Source organism: Metabacillus sp. 84, from assembly GCF_050107715.1.
In the GTDB taxonomy this organism is placed as follows: Bacteria; Bacillota; Bacilli; order Bacillales; family Bacillaceae; genus Metabacillus_B.
This window is the reverse complement of record NZ_JBNILN010000036.1, coordinates 1-276: the sequence shown is the minus strand read 5'-3', so window position 1 is coordinate 276 and position 276 is coordinate 1. Positions and strand designations below refer to the sequence as shown.

2 rRNA genes are annotated in these 276 nt (G+C 46.0%); both read right to left on the bottom strand.

The window, feature by feature from the left end:
• Positions 1-80 (bottom strand): 5S ribosomal RNA (gene rrf, locus ACQCV8_RS20205); the annotation flags it as partial.
• A 72-nt stretch (positions 81-152) separates the two neighbouring features.
• Positions 153-276 (bottom strand): 23S ribosomal RNA (locus ACQCV8_RS20200); the annotation flags it as partial.

Sequence of the window (276 nt, the reverse complement as noted above, 5' to 3'; positions counted from 1 at the left end):
CAACTACCATCGGCGCTGAAGAGCTTAACTTCCGTGTTCGGTATGGGAACGGGTGTGACCTCTTTGCCATAATCACCAGATATAAGGTTGAAAGATTGCTCTTTCAAAACTAGATAACGATATTGGTTCACGAGTCAAACGCCTTACGTAATATGGTTAAGTCCTCGACCGATTAGTATCCGTCAGCTGCACATGTCGCCACGCTTCCACCTCGGACCTATCAACCTGGTCATCTTCCAGGGGTCTTACTTCAAAGAATGGGAAATCTCATCTTGA